This is a genomic window from Butyricimonas sp. RTP31003st1_G1_RTP31003_210430 (assembly GCF_040920905.1).
GTDB classification, from domain to species: Bacteria; Bacteroidota; Bacteroidia; order Bacteroidales; family Marinifilaceae; genus Butyricimonas; species Butyricimonas paravirosa.
Genome location: NZ_JBCOSQ010000011.1, coordinates 69,815 through 86,444, shown reverse-complemented (window position 1 = coordinate 86,444; position 16,630 = coordinate 69,815). Strand labels below are relative to the sequence as shown.

Here is a 16,630-nt window from a genome sequence, read left to right as displayed (position 1 = left end):
CTCCTCCTCTGTTCATAGAGGAGGTGGCACGAAGTGACGGAGGAGTTTGAGAATGAAAACAAGCATTACCTTAATAGACTGTAAAGTGGTATATAATTACCTAATATAAATCTTGGGAATCAAAATAAAAGAGGACAACCCCAAAGCCTTGTTTTAAATGGCTTTGGGGTTGCCTTCTTTTATTTCATACTCCCTTGCATGAAGAGGATTTCTCGAATTTATATGTATTTTTTAGATCAACTATCTCGGTATAAGATGGTTATCAGACAACAAGCACTTCGCTACTCCTATAATACGCTGTTACTCTATTGTTTGGCTAGGTCTTCTCCGTACTTTCTCCGTGCTTTCTCCGTGTCACTAGCGAGTGATCGCCGGAGGAAATACATTTGAACACGGTACAAATCGAGACGGAGACATATAGGAACATCAAAGGAACATTAGCATGATCTAGAGGTAATCAAACAACGACAAGATTTTGTTCAACAAAATTTAAACAAACTCTAAATAAAATGATATATTTGTGAAAGTAGATATAAATTTCTCGATCATGGTTACAGAAATGTCTTTCGTTAGGATTTTCTTTTTATGGAGTATGTTATTGTCGGTTATTTGTATCGATGGATTTGCCCAGTCCACAAAACAAGAGTCGGAAGACCAGGTGATGCCCCGGTTGGTTGGGCGTCATTATCAAAGGCAGGAAAATATTTCGGGGAAAGAAATATTGGTAGAGGGGTATGTACGGCATTTGTATGCGGATTCTATCACGAAAACTATTTCCGTGCAATTGGACCGGTTTTCAAGGAAAGGGGTTCCACAAGGTTCGGGAATACTATTTGTTTGGGACCCGGAAAAGGAACGATCCTTGTGGCATTGTAAAATTAATAGTGATATTGAGAATCTCAGTCCTGTTCAGAACGTGTTATTTTTAACGTCCAACTTCAAGACCCGGTGTTTTGACCGAAGGAGTGGAAAGGAACATTGGAATGATAGAGGTTGCATTAGTTACGTGGATCAGAAATTGGGCGTGGGGATAAGATGTAAAGATAATTTGGGGAGTACGGAGGTTTCGAAACTGGAAGGGATCAACTTGTATAATGGGAAGAAAATATGGGAAAGGAAGATCTTTTCCCAACAAGGATGGGCGGATATGTTACCCTTGAATGATTCGGTTATTCTCCTGCTTTCAGATGCCTTGTATGCGCTTAACATGAAAAACGGGGAAGGATGGAGGCATGAGATCTTTTTAAAAGAATTACCTTTCCCTAAAGCTGAAAAGGAATTTATGCAAAGGTTTACCTCGAATATTCTCATTGAAAAAGAGAAAATATATATAGCATCATGTGATCGTTTGTTTTGTTTGGATCACATGGGAAAAGTGCTTTGGTTACAAGGGCTGTCCCGAAAAATAACCGGAGAATCCCAGATATTTACAATGGACAGTTCGCTTTACATGGTAAACTACGGAAGTGGTCTCGTTAAAGGCACGATAATGAAAAAATGGGGGATTCCTTATGTCGCTAAGTTCAATAAGAATACGGGGTTTCAAGAAGCGTTTTCCTCATTCCCAACTAGTTTGGGAATTGTAAATCACGTACAAGTGTCCAAAGATACTTTGTATATATTATTTGACCAGCATCTGATAAAATTGTCCTCGTCGGATTTGGCTCAGGGAATTCAAGTAGAATTTTCTCTGGATAAAGATCGGGCAGGATATTTTGCCAGTAACCGGATATTTGTTTTGGAAGATTCTAAATACAAGACATTGCAGGAGATGGATAGTACTCAATGTTATATCCTTACCGGAAAACAAAATATATTGTGTGTCAAGGCGAATGCTCAGGGCGCAAGAATGTTATTGCCGAGCGAGTACAGTCTGTGTTACCTGACTTATCAGGGGTATTCTTTTCTTTCCCGTGGAGAGGAAACTATTGTAATTGCTCCTTCGGGAGAGTTATGGGCTCATTTACGAATCAGTAAAAATGCTGTACGCGTTGGGAATAAATTGTACGATGCCCAAGAAAACAAGATAACCATTGTTGATTTGGACGAGGTGATTCATTAATTTTTATTCAAGTTATAGTAAAAAGCCTGTTTTTTGATTATTATTCTTACTTTTGCCGAAGTGTAAAAAAGTACGATCAATATGGATTTGCTCAAGAAAAGAATCTTACAGGATGGAAAATGCTTTGAAGGTGGCATTTTAAAAGTGGACAGTTTTATTAATCACCAAATGGACCCGATTTTAATGAAGTCGATCGGGGTGGAATTTGTGCGTCGTTTCGCGAATAAGGATTTTAATAAAGTGATGACTATTGAGGCTAGCGGTATCGCTCCGGCAATCATGGTGGGGTATCTTTTGGAATTGCCCGTGGTCTTCGCCAAGAAAAAGCAACCGAAAACGATGGAAAATATGATTTCAACGACAGTACGATCTTTTACAAAAGACCGGGAATATAATGTTTGTATCAGTAAAGATTTCTTGAGTAAAGAGGATCGTGTGCTTTTTATTGATGACTTCCTTGCAAACGGGAATGCCGCGAATGGTATTATTGATTTGATTGACCAGGCGGGGGCACAACTTGTAGGCATGGGATTTATTATTGAAAAAGCTTTTCAACATGGGGGCGAAGTACTGAGAGAACGTGGGATTCATGTTGAATCCTTAGCTATTATAGATAGTCTGGATAATTGTCAGATAAAAATAAGATAATCCGGCATGAGTGAAACGACCAATTGTCAGGTTAGCTCGGCCATTATTTATGGAATAGAGGACCGTCCGCCTTTTAAAGAGGCTTTTTTTGCCGCGTTACAGCATTTATTAGCCATCTTTGTTGCTATTATAACTCCACCGTTAATTATTGCCGGGGCGTTGAACCTTGACTTGGAAACAACGGGTTTTCTTGTTTCTATGGCTCTTTTTGCCTCTGGTGTCTCTACTTTTATTCAGTGTAGACGGGTTGGACCTATCGGAACCGGGTTATTATGTATTCAAGGAACAAGTTTTTCGTTTATCGGCCCGATTATATCTACGGGATTGGCGGGTGGTTTGCCTCTGATATTCGGGGTGTGCATGGCAGGTTCAGTGGTTGAGATGCTGATAAGTAGGATTTTGAAATATGCCAAGAAAGTCATTACCCCTCTGGTATCGGGAATTGTGGTAACATTAATCGGGATGAGTCTGGTGAAAGTAGGTATTACGGCTTGTGGTGGGGGTGTTATTGCTAAAGAAAACGGTACTTTCGGTAGTTTCGAGAATCTCGGATTGGCTTTATTGGTGTTAGTTTTGATCATCTTTTTTAACCGGAGTAATAATAAATATCTACGGATGAGTTCCATCGTGATCGGGTTAGTCGTGGGATATGTTGTCGCTTATTTCATGGGTATGATTGACTTCTCTTCTGTACAGAGTTATTCCGGGGTAAATATTCCTGTTCCTTTTAAATACGGGTTAGCTTTTAGTTGGTCATCATTTATTGCCGTCGGGTTGATTTACATGATTACTGCTATTGAGGCTTATGGTGATATTACGGCTAACTCCATGATTTCGGGGGAACCCGTGGAAGGAGAGAAGTTTATTAAACGGGCTTCCGGGGGAATCCTTGCCGATGGTTTCAATTCTTTCTTGGCAGGGGCATTTAATTCTTTCCCGAATTCAGTGTTTGCCCAGAATAACGGGATGATACAATTAACGGGAGTGGCCAGTCGTTACGTGGGATATTATATTGCTGCTTTTTTAGTGATACTGGGACTTTTTCCTGCTGTTGGGTTGGTGTTCTCGTTAATGCCGGAACCGGTTCTGGGGGGAGCGACACTACTTATGTTCGGTACGGTTGCTGCTGCCGGAATCCGTATTATTGCCTCCCAGAATATAAATAGGAAAGCCACGCTGGTTATAGCATTAAGTTTCTCCTTGGGATTAAGTGTCGAATTCATTCCGGAAATATTGAACAGTTGTTCCGATACCATTAAAAATATATTCTCATCCGGGATTACGACGGGAGGTTTGACGGCAATTGTGTCGAATGTACTGATACACGTGAAAGAATAATCGTGAAAACAACCTTTAAGAGTTGATTTTAACAAAACAACCTTATAGGGTTGATTCTAGAAAAACAACCCTATAAGGTTGTTTTGTTCTATATTTATATTATCTTTGCTTGTGTCATTATAATTAATTCTAAATGAAACTTAAAGGAGTTATTACCGGAGATATTGTACAATCATCCAAAATTGAACCTACCCGTAGGCAATTGTTAATAGATTGTATACAAAAAATTGCGGATGAAGCTGGCAAATGGGGAAAAATAAAAGTCGAAATATTTAGGGGAGATAGTTTTCAAGCAGTTATTGATGACGTTGAACAATCTTTAAAAATTGCTATACTGTTTCGAGCTGGTTTACAGGGATTTACTCCGGAAAAAGAATTTACTAAATGGGATGCTAGAATTGCTTTAGGCATTGGTTCTATAGATTTTTATCAAGATCATAGTGTCGTGGAATCTGATGGCGAGGCTTTTCGAAATTCAGGAAGGGAGTTTGACCGACTAGAAAAATCGGATCGTTTGGCGCTTAAGACTCCTTGGGATGATTTAAATGATGAATTTAAAATTAGTACTGCTTTTGCTGACAATGTTATATCGGGTTGGACGGTGATGCAGGCACGGGTGATTTATGAAGCATTGTTATCTGGAGAGTCTCAAAAAAAGATTGCTCAATTATTAAATAAATCACAACAAGCTGTCAGCAAGTTGGCTAATGGAGGTAGGTTAAGATTGATAGAGCTTTATTTAGAACGTTTTCAACAGCAAGTCATAAATCAAATTAAAAATTAAGATGGAAGATTCTTCTCTGGATATATTGTTCCGTTTGATATTTTCTCATGTGCTGGTTGATTTTATTTTACAGACCGACCAGATTGTCAAGAAAAAATCAGATCGAAAATGTGTGTACCATATTATTCATAGTTTGGTACAAGCTCTTGTTGCCTTTGTTTTTGTTGGATGCTGGCATTGTTGGTATATATTACCAATTATTTTTGGTACGCATCTACTTATTGATTATTGGAAAGTCTGCCAGAAGAATACTTTAGGCATATTTATTATAGATCAAGTTTTACATCTATTGGTAATCTTTTCGTTATGGTTATTGATTACGAAGAATTACCTTTTAGTGATGAATGCGTTGGAAATATTGTTCAAAGAAAAATCATTTTGGATTGTACTCACGGGTTACATGGTGATTTTAAAACCGACATCACTTGCTTTAGGACTATTTACAACTCGTTGGCGGGTCAACAATACAGTATCTCTGAGTTTACAAAATGCAGGAAAGTGGATTGGGTATCTGGAGCGAGTTTTAATCTTAACTTTTGTACTGATTGGGAGAATAGAGATGATTGGTTTTTTACTCGCAGCAAAGTCTATCTTCCGATTTGGGGAATTGAATAAAAGTAAAGAAATTAAGACAACGGAGTATGTATTAATTGGAACATTTGCAAGTTTTACGATTGCCATCTTGTTAGGATTAATAATGATTAGATTAATAGCATAAAATGATAGGAATAGAAGAGATTTACCCTTTGGCTGTTAAATTCCGGCGTTATTTTCATCAACATCCGGAATTCGCCATGCAAGAAGTGGAGACGCAACGCTATATTGCGGAAGTACTGGAACAGAATGGAATCCCGTACCAAAAAGTGGGGACGGGATTAATTGCAACCGTGGGGAAAGGAGAGAAATGTATCGCGATTCGGGCTGATATGGATGCTCTGAAAGTCAAGGAAGAGACCGGATTACCCTATTGTTCTCAAAATGAAGGCATGATGCACGCTTGTGGACATGATATGCATATGGCTATGGTTTTAGGGGCAGCACTTGTTCTTAAATCCGGAGAAGACAAATTGCAGGGAACAATAAAAATTGTTTTTCAACCCAGTGAAGAGAAACGTCCGGGAGGGGCTCGTCTATTACTTCCCGAACTTTTAAAAGACCCCGTTCCGCAAGCTATATTCGGACAACACGTTTTCCCGAACCTTCCGACCGGAACTGTCGGAATTCGTCCCGGGGCCTTTTTCGCCTCTTCAGATAATATTATTTTTTCCGTGGAAGGTAAAGGTACTCATGCGGCCATGCCACACATGGGTTCGGATCCCATATTGGCCACGGCTTGCTTGATACAATTTTACCAGACGTTGATTACTAAATTTCGAGACCCGTTGATCCCGGCGGTTCTTTCGATCACTTCTATCCATGGTGGCACGTGTAATAACGTAATTCCGGATCGGGTAGACGTGTTGGGAACTGTCCGGACGCATGACAACTCTTTACGATATAAGATATTCGAGTTAATCGAGGAAAAATCAAACTCCATTTGTGATTTATACGGTTGTACATTCCATTTGGATAAAGCTTGGAATGGATTGCCCGTGTTGGTGAATGATAAGAGTTTGACAGAATTTGTGAAGAAAAATGCAACAGATTTACTGGGAGAACACAATGTGATCCCAATGGATCATCTTACCTTAGGAGAAGATTTTGCCATTTACTTGGAGAAAATTCCAGGAGTCTTCTGGGTCTTGGGTGTTCGTCCGCCGGAACAGGAGAGTATGCCTCCACTTCACAATCCGGGAATGGCTCCCGACGAGAATGCTATGAAAGCGGGTATCGCACTAATGGTGGAAAATTGTGTCAGGATTTTGGGTTAATGAAATACTTTAGGATACATATTAAAAATCCCCAAGAGTTAGAGTCTTGGGGATTTCTTATCGTATATTCCGATGATTACTGTAAATCTGCAATATTTACTTCTATTGCTGCCGGATAGATTCTTTTCGGGTCGAAAAATGCAGCACAACTGTTCACCATGTTTTTAAGTTGTGGTTTAACTTTTCCCTTGAAAGCCTCTTTCCCATTTACTACCAATGTAATTTCTTTGTCTAAATCTACCAGTTGATCATTCAAGTAAATGATTACTTTCCCTTTGGTTGCGGGTTGATAGCTCTTTTCAAAATCCAGTTCAATACCCCAGTTCGGATCAATTTCTGTTGCTTTATAAGTAACTAAATCAACCTTTAAGGAAATATTATTCTCCTGTATATCCATTTCATAATGGGTTCTAGATTTCGTATCATCATTAGAACGTTCTTCAACAAATAAGTTGTAGAATCCATTACGATATAGACCGTCCATTTCGAAGTTTTCCCAGCTTACATGCTTGGGATAAGGATTCCGGGTATATTGTTTCAACCAAGGGGTTGTAAGTTTGTAATCTATACCATGTCCCATACCGGGAATTAGTTCTATACGATGGATAAAGTTACCCGGATTAGCTTTTTCTAATTTATCAAATTCGTCTTTCGTGCGTTGCGTGAGTTTATTCCTGTAAAATCCCCTGTCATTTGCTCCTGTTAACAGAGAGAAGGCGATGTTTCTGCAATTTTCAACAGGTGCATTTTTCAGAGGTTCCCCTCCGGCCATCGGGCCTGCTGCAGCCAGATAATCCGCATAAAATGATGCTAACCGTTGACTACCGTATCCGCCTTCTGATATTCCGAAAAAGTAAACTTTATTGGGATTTATTTTTCCGGATACGAAAGCTAAACGTAACATCTTTTCCCAAGCAAATTGCTTTGCCTTTTGCCACCAACGATAGTAATCGCCCATATTGGGGATCTGAGGTATGAAGTAAACCGATGGAGCATCATCGAACTTTTGACATATGTTGATTCCCGTTCTCCATTCACTGGTTTTATCTCCAGAACCATGCGTGTATAGATATAATGGGAAACCTCCTTCCGGTTCTGCATCCCCCTTGTAACCCCAGTAATACGGCATGATTGCATTGGGTTCCAGTTCCTGCGGAAGAGTCCATTTTCCTGAATTTGCTTTTTCCAGTTTATCAAGATTAATCAGCTTCTGCTCGGAGAATTTGTTATTTGCCTCCTTCCATGCATCCCACACGATTTGCTGCATCTTTTTCACATCAGTTGATTTGAGTGTGCTTTTGTCGTTATAGGCATCAGTATTACCTGACAGGTGACCGGAGAAATGGGTCGTGATTTTTTCTTTTGTTTTTACATCCTGTTTTTTCAAGGATACTTCTTGAGCCATACTATAGTTAGAAAATGCAAGGACTATTAACAAGCTCAACATTTTGAAGGAATAAATGGTATCTTTCATTTTGTTATTTGTATTTTGTCTTGTTGCAAAACTACAAAAAAATATGCAAAGATACTTCTTTAGAGCCATTAGAGTGTTCCTTGGATTATTGTACTCAACAAAAAAAGGGGCTGTCTCAAAAGTCATTTAATTTCAAAAAACTCCTCCGTCACTTCGTGCCACCTCCTCTATAAACAGAGGAGGAGCTGGTGACTCTTCCCGAAGAAAGGGAGTATTTCAACTCTCCCTCTGTTTATAGAGGGAGTACCCCGGAGGGGGGAGGGAGTTCGAGAAATGACTTTTTGGACAGCCCCACTTGTAATCTATTACTAATCCTAAATTATTACTTGTAGATTTTTCCGGAAAGTTCTCCGCGAAGAACCATCAGTCCGTTCATAGCTAATGCTCTCATCTCATCTTCACCGGCATATACTTTTATCGGAGCGATAAATCCGACCATCTCTTTCACGTAGTCAACCAAGAAGGGGTTGTGAGCAATTCCTCCGGTTAACAAGATACCATCAACTTTACCTTTTAGCACGGCAGCCATTTCACCAATGGCTTTACCTACCTGGTAGGACATGGCATCTTGTACCAATTTATATTTCGGGTCTTCTTTTGCCTTTATTTCTACTTCGTAAGCATCGTTTGTTCCAAGATAAGCCACTAATCCGCCTGCACCTTTCAACATTTTCTTGATTTCTGCTTCGGTTTTCTTACCGCTGAAGCATAGTTTTACCAACTGACCTGTAGGAAGACTTCCTGAACGTTCCGGTGAAAAAGGACCATCACCATCCAAAGCATTATTCACGTCAATTACCCGTCCGTGATCATGCGCTCCAACAGAAACGCCTCCACCAAGATGCGCGATAATCAAGTTTATATCTTCATATTTCTTCCCAATTTCTTTTGCATAAGTCCGTGCTATTGCCTTTTGATTCAAGGCATGGAAGATTGATACTCTTGTAAAATCAGGATGTCCGGTCAAACGAGCTACATCTTGCAACTCATCAACCACCACGGGATCTGCAATATAAGCTTTTGTTCCGTTGTTAAGAGATTTTGCGATATCGTTTGCGATCAGACCACCTAAATTGGAGGCATGTTCTCCAAGAGGAGGATTATTCAAGTCGTTAATTAACGCCTCATTTACTTCATATACACCGGATTCGATAGGTTTAACTAAACCTCCTCTTCCAACAATTGCGTTGATTTCATTAATATTAAATCCAGCATTCTTCAGTTCGGAAAGAATAATATCTTTCCGGAATTGGAACTGTGAAGCCACGTTATCGAATTTCGCAATTTCCTCTGCGGAATGTTTGATGTTCTTTACAAATTTCTCTGTTTCATCTTCAAAGATTGCAATTTTCGTGGAAGTTGATCCCGGATTGATCGCAAGAATTTTAAATGACATAGTTTTAATTGTTATTTTAAATATTAATAATTATTCTTTTTCGCACGTTATGAGGCTGCAAAATTTATAAATTGTAAGCAAAACTCAAAGAAAAAGTGATAATTTATTTATAATAGAGAATCAATCCGAATAAGCGGATGAATAAAGGGCATCAACAATGGCTTGAGCAATGATCTTTAGGTAGTACGGGGCATTCTTTATAGAATCTTGAATAGAACGGGCATACTGGCTCATCGTGAATACTTTATCGAAACGGGTAAGGACCTGTTTTTCTGCCAATCCGACAACGGCATAAACCGGAACGTTTTGTTGCAAACATAAGGTTGCAACTGTTCCCGGAATTTTGCCATAAAAGGACTGGATATCAATTTTTCCTTCTCCGGTGATAACAATTCCGGCTTGTAAAAGATTGTCGTGGAAATGGGAGAGAGTCAAGCAATATTCGGAACCCGAAACAAGTTGTGCGTTTAGTAAAGCGTGCATGGCCGCCGTGATTCCACCCGCGGCTCCTCCATGTTTCAACCGGGTTACATCTTTACCTGTGTGCTGTTTTAATAAAGCACTCCAAAGGCACAATTGATTATCAAGCATGACAACTTGTTCTGGTGATGCTCCTTTTTGCGGGGCAAACACGGCGGCTGCACCTTCCGGTCCACAAATAGGATTATCAACATCACATAGTATTGTAATATGAATTCCTTTAAACCTTTGCTGCAATAATTCGATATTAATATCCTTAATACCTGTAATATAATTTCTGTTCAGAGAGTTATTGACAATTGTCAATCCCATTTCTTGCAGAGCTCCTGTACCACCATCCACGCTGGCACTTCCACCGACACAAAGAATCAAATGGGTCGCTCCTTGAGAGAGGGCATGATTGATTAAAACACCGAACCCTGCCGTGTTCGTGTTCAAGATGTCATATTCCTCTCGTTTCAAATGTTTCAGACCACAAGCTTCGGCTAATTCAATGATAGCCGTGTTGTCTTTTAAGTAATACGAGGCAAAATGCTCACGTCCCAAGGCATCTACCGTTTTCGTCTTGATAGGGAGTGCATGAAGGTAATGTGCTACAATTCGGGCTGTTCCATCACCGCCATCTCCTAATGGAAGAGAGATCGTATGAAATCCACATTCCTCTAATTCAGTGGCTAGGATTCGACAAAACTCGAAAGCATCCAGACTTCCCTTGAATGAGTTAGGAGCTAGAAGAATATTACGATTGTTTATGAGGTTCATGGTTAGATATTGTCAGGATGCACGGGATGTGCTTGGGCTCCTTTTTCATTGGCCAGCAATTTTTTCCCGTCTTCGAAAGCCTTGCAGTAATCAGGATCGAACAGATTTCTGTCCGGCCATTCTTTTACCCGATCCATGGCACGAACCATCATACCTTCGATCTTGTGGGGAAAACGAGGTCCGGTCCAATTGCTCGTGTTGGTGATAAATGCCCAACAGAACCCGTCCCGTTGACGTTTCAACATGGCACTGGTTCCTGCCAAAGTACCGGAACGCCACCAATCACCCTGATTGTTCGTGTTCATCCAGCCAAGAGGTAAAGCGTTTTTCATGCATTTTGTCATGGTTTCCACGCTCTCTTTTGTCAATATATCCGGATATGAATCGTCAGCGTCTATGGCAGAAAGGAAACGTAATAATTCGGTCGGGGAAGCCACCCAACCACCGGCACCGTAAAGAGCCTCGATATTGTTTCCCCCGTTACTGCGATATACTAGCGTGTCCCGCCCATCACATGAACGGATCAGGTCTGCATCCGATTGTTCGTAATACCTGACCTCGTTGAAATATCGGTCTTTATCCAGATTATGTGCCAAATGCATATCATAACACCCGGCAGGAATGAGTATACTGTCCTGAATAAATTCTTCGTAGTTTTTTCCGGAAACTTTTTCTATCACCCTTGACAAAATTCCGTAACCCACGTTTGAATAACACGTGCTTGTTCCCGGTGTGAAACCTAAACGTCGGGATAAAACAAATTTAATGATGGTATTCAAGTCTGCAGGTGCCGGAACATTCATTTTTTCCGCGATATCTACCGGGCAGAACATAGGGTCTCCTGCACGATTGGTGAATCCCCCCTGGTGACGTAGAAGATTTTCCACGGTGATATTATTCACCCGTTTATCTTTTATCGGGGCATAAAGTGTCGTGTCACTTAAAATACCTTCTTCACCAAATACTTTATCATCCAAAGATAGAATCCCGTTTTCAACTAATTTCATAATTCCTGCCGCCGTGATTAGTTTGGAAACCGAGGCAATTCGGAAGATGTGGTTCACATCGGTTTTCACCTCATTTTCTTCATCGGCATACCCATATCCCTTGCTATAAATCAGTTTTCCATCTTTCATGATCGCGAGGGAAGCCCCTTTTATTTCCCACTGATTCATAAAACGTTCAATCGTTTGATCTAAACGCTTGGTTTCAACTAGATCAGAATATTCATTCGTGAATAAATCATGTACTGCTACGGCAAGCGTGTCTTGGGGAATAGAATCTTTTTCAACCTGAATTTCTTTCGTGAAAGAATTCCAAGGTCTGAAACTGATAACTGAAAAGAATAGTATAATTAGTATAATATATTTCATTACATCTGCAATCTAAGGAAAAAAGCGTAATATTCCATCTCAAAAAAATATTACGCTTGCAATATTAATAAAAATACATTTTTATTCAAAGAGATCAGATGTGAAACACCTTTAAAAATTCTTACTTAATAAATTGAAGTAGTGTTCCATAACTTTCACCAGCAATGGGTGGTGCGGGTCGAAAGCTATTCCGTCTATATGAGCGATGGGCAACACAAGTGGGGAAGTCCCCGTTATAAAGGCTGCTTGATAGGAGGCAATGTCTTTGTAATTCACTCTTTGTTCCACCACGGTCAACCCGTCTTCCTGACAGATATTTAATACCCGTTTCCGACTAGTTCCCGGCAAAACATGAGGAAGAGGAGCCGTGTAAAACACGTTATCCCGGATAAAAAATACATTTGAACGAGAACCTTCTGTCACACAGTTATCCTGATCGATTAATAAAACTTCAGAAACTCCTTGTTCCTGAATGATCTTGTTTGTCATTTCCCGTAACTCGGAATTGACATATTTCACTTCGGCATTCTCACGGATAGCATGGCAAGTAACCGTGTCAATTCCATGTTGGTAAGCTTCTTCCGACGGGTAGGAATGTTTTATCTGATAGACATATTGCTCGATTCCCTTCGGGGTAACTCGAAGTACGTATTTAATATTTCCTTCCTTGATATTTTCAAGCTGAATCAATCGATTTAATTGGTCTGCCACGTGTAATGAATTCAAATCAATGGCAATATTTGATTTTTTTATTGAATTGTCAAGTCGTAAAAGGTTGTCGTTTAGAAATATAACTTTTCCTCTAAAAACCCGGCATACCTCATATATACTAAGTCCTTCATTTAGGATGTCTTCGGAATATTCCTTGTTATCGATGGGTTTATTATTAAATAACATCATAATTTTTCTCCTTTTATGTGTCGCGAATTTATGCTTTAAAACGATTATATAACCGGAAATGTTCAGAAATTTTAGAGAGAGAAAATGGGGCTTGTTACTTTCGATAATTTGCGCTATTTTTGGCTGATATATGGAAACACAAGAGCAAATAGAACGGATAGAGCATTTCATACGTGAAGTGATTGTGGATGAAATTACTAAGTTGCAGGGCGTGGGCTTGTCATATATGCAATTTGTCATCATGGGGCAAGCGATTGAGGTTCTGGGAAGTTTTTTAGATAATAAACCCATGAAAGCCAAAGGGCAGTCGGCCAAACGTTTTTCTCTTGGGGTAAAGAAGTTATTCGGCGGGCGTTATCGGTTGTTAAATGATAATGGCTTTTTGTATGATAAACTTCGCAACCAAATGACTCACACGTTCATTCCCGGGAATGATTTGATATTATTGAATCAAGCGGACAATAAGAACGGATATAAACATTTACAAATAATCGATGGCAAATTAGTTTTAATTTCCGAAGTTTTCAATGAAGATATTTGCAAGGCGAGTGAACGTCTTTTAGAAGCTATTAAAAACGGGGTATTATCTCCTAAAAATATTGCTTACTAATACATGGAACAACAAGATAAAATCATATTGGTCGGGGCTGGAAATGTCGCTCATCATTTGGCCGGGGCCCTTTTAAAAGCGGGAGAGAATTTATGTCAGATTTATAGTCGTACGCTTGATTCTGCCCGGCAACTGGGAATGAAGACGGGAATATCTTACACGGCTGAAGCAAATGAGGTGTATCCGGATGGGGATATTTATATTTTTTGTGTAAGTGATGATGTTTTACCATCTATTATTAAGACGATTAGAATGCCAGATAATGCGTTACTTCTACACACTTCAGGAAGTCAACCGATGGATGTATTCAAGTCATATTCCAAACACTACGGGGTGATTTATCCGGTACAAACCTTTTCCAAGAAACGAGAACTGGATTTCAGGGAGATCCCGTTATGTGTGGAGGGAAACACGGGCCCCGTGAAGGAACGAATTAAAAAGTTTGCGGAAAAGTTGTCGGATAAAATATACGAGATAGACTCGGCCCAGCGTAAAGAATTGCATCTGGCTGCAGTTTTTGCCTGTAATTTTCCTAATTATTTGTATCAAGTGGCAGGCAAATTGCTAGAAGACAAAGGACTATCCTTTGCTATGCTACGTCCTTTGATTTTCGAGACGGCACATAAAGTGATGCTCCTAAATCCGGAAGAGGCTCAAACCGGACCGGCCAAGCGGGGGGACGAGAGTATCATGAATATGCACAAGAATATGTTGAAGAATGACAAAGACTTGCTGAAAATATACACGATATTGTCGGAAGGAATAAAGGAAACGCAAGATAAAGAAGAGACGGGGGATCAAAAGATCTCGCAAGATACAATAGATATGCCCACATTGTGGTAAATTAGATAAATACGAACGCTATGAAATTATTCAAAGAGGAATTAAAGAAGGTAGAAGCTTTTGCTTTCGATGTAGATGGAGTTTTTTCACGTCATGAAATGAATATAACACCGGAAGGTGACTTGATTCGTACATCCTGTACGAAAGATGGCTATGCCATGATGTACTGCACGAAGAAGGGATACCCGGTTTGTATCATTTCCGGGGGGCAGGCTCCCGGGGTAAGAGAACGTTTTGAGAAATTGGGAGTGAAGGACGTGTATCTTGGCGTGGCGAATAAAGTTGAAGCGTTGAACGAGTTCTTGCAAAAATATAATCTGAACCCGGAAAATGTGATGTATATGGGAGATGATATACCAGACTACAACGTGATGAAAATCGTGGGTATGCCGGTATGTCCTTCGGATGCGTGCGAAGAGGTCAAAGCTATTTCCCGTTATATTTCAGACACGCCCGGGGGACTCGGATGCGTACGGGATGTCGTGGCTCAAGTTCTGAAAGCAAAAGGCGAATGGATGGATACCCAATGCTACGTGAAATGTATGTAAGTTAAAGAATAAGATGTTGGAAATTCTCAAGTTAATACGCCTACGAACGATCGCATTCACGGCATTTACCATGTATGCCATGCGTTTCTTTGTTGTCCAGCCCGTGCTGGAGAAAGCTGGTTTTGCCCTGCAAATGCCGGAAGGCAATTTCTCGTTACTGGTAATAGCCGTGTGTTGTCTGGTGTCGGCCGCTTATGTCATAAATGATTATTTTGACACGAAGGCGGACCGTATTTCGGGAAACAGACCCGTGATTGTTGGGAAAACCATTAGCCGCAGGGCTGCAATCATTCTACATTCTATTTTGAATGTTGTGGCCGTGGGAATCGCATATTATCTGGCGAGAGAAGCTCATCATGCTGAGATCGTATTCTTATTTTTAATTATATCATTGGTATTGTGGTTTTATTCCTCCCGGATAAAAAAACGTTTTATTTGGGGAAATATCGTCGTGGCTATTTTGGCCGGATTAATCCCGCTTACCGTGATTACATTCGAAATCCCGTTATTGAGTGATGTGTACTCGGATGTCGTTTTGAAAACGCACGTTAGTTTTGCCTACGTGTTCTACTGGACAGTATGTTTCTCGTATTTTCTTTTTATTAATATGCTGATCTACGAGATCAACAAGGACATATATAGTATAAATGGCGACCGGGCTGATGGAATCGTTACTTTACCTGTAAAATTTGGTATTCCGGCAACGAGAAAGGTGATCATCGGGTTGATCACGATTGCCATCACATCGTTGATCCTATTTTTGTTATTCGGATTTACACGAACCCCGATCGTATGGATTTATTTTGTTGTAGCTTTGATTATACCATACTTGTTTTACGGCTACGCGGTATTGAAGAATGACAAGATGAAATTCCAGTTGCGAATGATTCGTTTGATTATGGTTTTGTGCATAGGAGTCAGTGTATTTTGTAAGTTGTGTGAATGATGCATTCTATTAAAAATTATAAATTAATATTGGCCTCCGCATCACCACGGAGACAGCAATTGATGAAAGATGCTGGGTTTACCTTCGAAGTCCGGTTGAAAAATGTTGAAGAAAAATATCCTCAAGAACTCCATTTGGAGAATGTACCGGAATATTTATCGAAAGTAAAGGCCTCAGCCTTTCGAGAGGAGCTAAAGGCTGATGAAGTATTGATAACAGCCGATACGGTAGTTTGTATTCATGACCGGATTTTAGGTAAACCTGCAGATAGGAAAGAGGCTATTTCGATGTTACAGGAGCTATCGGGAAATCGTCATCTGGTGGTAACGGGTGTGAGCGTAACCACTCGTACGAAACAACTTTCTTTCTCTTCACGGACAGACGTGTTTTTCAAGCATTTATCAAATGAAGAGATTGAATTCTACGTGGACACGTATAAGCCATTCGATAAAGCGGGAGCTTACGGGATTCAGGAGTGGATCGGGTACATCGGGATCGAGCGTATAGAAGGTTCTTTCTATAACGTGATGGGATTACCGATACAGAAATTATATGAAACTTTGCGGAAATTACAATTTCAATAAATAACATTCAA

General features: G+C 40.0%; 16 protein-coding genes. 11 read left to right on the top strand and 5 right to left on the bottom strand.

The window, feature by feature from the left end; all coding sequences use genetic code 11:
• Positions 1-520 precede the first annotated feature (520 nt).
• From AB5542_RS05360 to AB5542_RS05335, 6 genes are all read left to right on the top strand, one after another.
• Positions 521-2,062, top strand: a complete 1,542-nt coding sequence (locus AB5542_RS05360) for a hypothetical protein (protein WP_279041155.1) — start codon at positions 521-523, stop codon at positions 2,060-2,062.
• Between the two features lie 81 nt (positions 2,063-2,143).
• On the top strand, positions 2,144-2,710 hold the full coding sequence (gene xpt / locus AB5542_RS05355; protein ID WP_087420204.1) for a xanthine phosphoribosyltransferase: 567 nt from the start codon (positions 2,144-2,146) through the stop codon (positions 2,708-2,710).
• 6 nt (positions 2,711-2,716) lie between these two features.
• Positions 2,717-4,048, top strand: a complete 1,332-nt coding sequence (locus AB5542_RS05350) for a nucleobase:cation symporter-2 family protein (protein WP_279041152.1) — start codon at positions 2,717-2,719, stop codon at positions 4,046-4,048.
• A gap of 133 nt (positions 4,049-4,181) precedes the next feature.
• Positions 4,182-4,832: a hypothetical protein gene (locus AB5542_RS05345; protein ID WP_279041150.1), complete on the top strand. Its 651-nt coding sequence runs from the start codon at positions 4,182-4,184 to the stop codon at positions 4,830-4,832.
• A gap of 1 nt (position 4,833) precedes the next feature.
• Positions 4,834-5,550: a DUF3307 domain-containing protein gene (locus AB5542_RS05340; RefSeq protein ID WP_279041148.1), complete on the top strand. Its 717-nt coding sequence runs from the start codon at positions 4,834-4,836 to the stop codon at positions 5,548-5,550.
• A 1-nt stretch (position 5,551) separates the two neighbouring features.
• Complete coding sequence (locus tag AB5542_RS05335) at positions 5,552-6,703, top strand: M20 family metallopeptidase (protein ID WP_279041146.1); 1,152 nt, start codon at positions 5,552-5,554, stop codon at positions 6,701-6,703.
• Between the two features lie 76 nt (positions 6,704-6,779).
• Here AB5542_RS05335 and AB5542_RS05330 read toward each other — a convergent pair whose 3' ends face one another.
• The 5 genes from AB5542_RS05330 to AB5542_RS05310 form a co-directional block, all read right to left on the bottom strand.
• A complete protein-coding gene (locus AB5542_RS05330; RefSeq protein ID WP_087420206.1) occupies positions 6,780-8,177 on the bottom strand; it encodes a hypothetical protein in 1,398 nt (465 codons plus the stop codon).
• Between the two features lie 322 nt (positions 8,178-8,499).
• Positions 8,500-9,573 (bottom strand): butyrate kinase, encoded by a 1,074-nt coding sequence (gene buk, locus AB5542_RS05325; RefSeq protein ID WP_087420207.1) that lies wholly within the window; start codon positions 9,571-9,573, stop codon positions 8,500-8,502.
• Positions 9,574-9,693: 120 nt separating this feature from the next.
• Positions 9,694-10,815: a glycerate kinase gene (locus AB5542_RS05320; RefSeq protein ID WP_279040165.1), complete on the bottom strand. Its 1,122-nt coding sequence runs from the start codon at positions 10,813-10,815 to the stop codon at positions 9,694-9,696.
• Positions 10,816-10,817: 2 nt separating this feature from the next.
• Positions 10,818-12,188 (bottom strand): serine hydrolase domain-containing protein, encoded by a 1,371-nt coding sequence (locus AB5542_RS05315; RefSeq protein ID WP_279040163.1) that lies wholly within the window; start codon positions 12,186-12,188, stop codon positions 10,818-10,820.
• Between the two features lie 111 nt (positions 12,189-12,299).
• Positions 12,300-13,088 carry an aminotransferase class IV gene (locus AB5542_RS05310; protein ID WP_087420210.1) on the bottom strand — a complete coding sequence of 263 codons (789 nt, stop codon included), beginning with the start codon at positions 13,086-13,088 and terminating at the stop codon, positions 12,300-12,302.
• 130 nt (positions 13,089-13,218) lie between these two features.
• Between AB5542_RS05310 and AB5542_RS05305 the strand changes: the two genes are divergently transcribed.
• The 5 genes from AB5542_RS05305 to AB5542_RS05285 are packed head-to-tail and all read left to right on the top strand — an operon-like array spanning position 13,219 to position 16,619.
• A complete protein-coding gene (locus tag AB5542_RS05305; protein ID WP_087420211.1) occupies positions 13,219-13,698 on the top strand; it encodes a hypothetical protein in 480 nt (159 codons plus the stop codon).
• Positions 13,699-13,701: 3 nt separating this feature from the next.
• Positions 13,702-14,541, top strand: coding sequence for a Rossmann-like and DUF2520 domain-containing protein (locus tag AB5542_RS05300; RefSeq protein ID WP_279040161.1), 840 nt, complete (start codon positions 13,702-13,704; stop codon positions 14,539-14,541).
• A gap of 20 nt (positions 14,542-14,561) precedes the next feature.
• Positions 14,562-15,089: a KdsC family phosphatase gene (locus AB5542_RS05295; RefSeq protein ID WP_279040159.1), complete on the top strand. Its 528-nt coding sequence runs from the start codon at positions 14,562-14,564 to the stop codon at positions 15,087-15,089.
• A gap of 13 nt (positions 15,090-15,102) precedes the next feature.
• On the top strand, positions 15,103-16,035 hold the full coding sequence (locus tag AB5542_RS05290) for a geranylgeranylglycerol-phosphate geranylgeranyltransferase (protein WP_087420214.1): 933 nt from the start codon (positions 15,103-15,105) through the stop codon (positions 16,033-16,035).
• On the top strand, positions 16,032-16,619 hold the full coding sequence (locus AB5542_RS05285; protein ID WP_279040157.1) for a Maf family nucleotide pyrophosphatase: 588 nt from the start codon (positions 16,032-16,034) through the stop codon (positions 16,617-16,619). Before AB5542_RS05290 ends, AB5542_RS05285 begins: the two co-directional genes overlap by 4 nt.
• The last annotated feature ends 11 nt before the right edge of the window (positions 16,620-16,630 follow it).